Source organism: Halorubrum sp. AJ67 (assembly GCF_000513435.1).
Window position 1 is genome coordinate 340,520 of record NZ_CBVY010000003.1, and the last position, 1,408, is coordinate 341,927.

The following is a 1,408-nucleotide window of genomic DNA, read 5'->3' on the forward strand; positions in this document are numbered from 1 at the left end:
CGCCGAGCAGCGCGTACAGGATCGGCCAGACGACGCCGAACGCCCAGCTCGGCGGGTAGAACGCCGGGAGTTCGAGCGACGCGAACCAGGCGCTCCGGGCGGTCGTGAACGGGACGCCGAGCGCGCCGATCAGGTTGACCCCGACCGCCGCGGCGGCGATGAGGAGGGTGTCGCGTCGGCCCGGGAGCCGGGAGGTCGCGGTCGTTGCCATGGCCGAAGTACGGCGGGCGTTGAAGTAAACCCCCACGCCGGGTCCGGTCTCAGATCGCGTCGTAGTCCTCGCGGAACGTCTCCAGCGTGGCCGCGAGCACGCCGATCACGATGGACCGACGAAGAGGCCGGTGAACCCGACCGAGTAGATGCCGCCGAACACGCCGAGCAGGATGATCGCGGGATTGAGATGCGCCTGCTGGTCGATGACGAGCGGGCGGGCGTAGTTGTCGACCATCGCGATCACCGCGACGCCGTAGACGGCGAGGAACACGCCGGCCGTCACCTGGTCGACGATCACGAGGTACGCGGCTGCCGGTCCCCACACGAAGAACGCGCCGATGAGCGGGAGCAGCGCCAGCACGGCCATCACGAACGTCCAGAACACCACGTTGGGGATCCCCGCAGCCCACAGCCCCAGCCCGGCGATGAAGGCCTGAAGCAGCGCGACGACGATGTGCCCGATGACGACGCCGCGCGTCATCACGTTGACGCGCTCGACGAGGTCGGCGGTGACGTCCGACGGCAGCGGGCTCGCCGCGCGGATCCACTTGACGAACGCCGGGCCGTCGATGAGCGCGTAGTAGACTAAAAACAGCGCGAGCGACAGCCCGACCGAGGCGCGGACCGCCGTCGTGAGGATACCGCTGAAGCCGCCGAACAGTGTTTGGGCGAGCTGCTGCCCGACGGTCTGGAGTATCTCACCGATCTCCGGGTTCTGCCCGGTCAGCGCCGCGATCTCGGCTTCGATCGCCGCCACGTCGATCGTCGTGTCGCCGGCGGCGATCGCGGTGAGATCGCGGACGAACACCCACGTGATGTACGCGAGCGGGAGGATCACGGCGACGATAGCAGAGAGGATGAGCGTCAGCGCCGAGAGCATCTCGCCGAACCGCTTCGAGACCCGCGTTTGGAGCCGGCGGGTCAGCCGCCGGTGGAACGGGTAGAGGACGAACGCGAGGATCGCCGAGGCGATCACGTACTCGATAAACGGGAGGATGACGAAGAGCGTCAGGAGCGCGACCGCGCCCATCAGAAGCAGGAGGAACGATTGCCCGCGGTTCATGGGCGTCTGTGTCTCCGGCGGGTTATAAACGTCACCGGGAGCGCCGGGTCGGTCTCGGACTCCGAGAGTCGGGAGAGGGGGGAAGGAGAGAGGAAAGGAGGGGAGGGAAACGGGCGGCGGTCGGTCGGGTCA

At 68.1% G+C, this 1,408-nt stretch carries 1 protein-coding gene and 1 pseudogene; both read right to left on the reverse strand.

Annotated elements, in window-relative coordinates; all coding sequences use genetic code 11:
• Positions 1-211: tryptophan-rich sensory protein (locus BN903_RS05055; protein ID WP_048076663.1), on the reverse strand; the 211-nt coding region annotated here is incomplete at its 3' end.
• Positions 212-260: 49 nt separating this feature from the next.
• A pseudogene (locus tag BN903_RS05060) lies at positions 261-1,276 on the reverse strand (AI-2E family transporter).
• Positions 1,277-1,408: the final 132 nt, after the last annotated feature.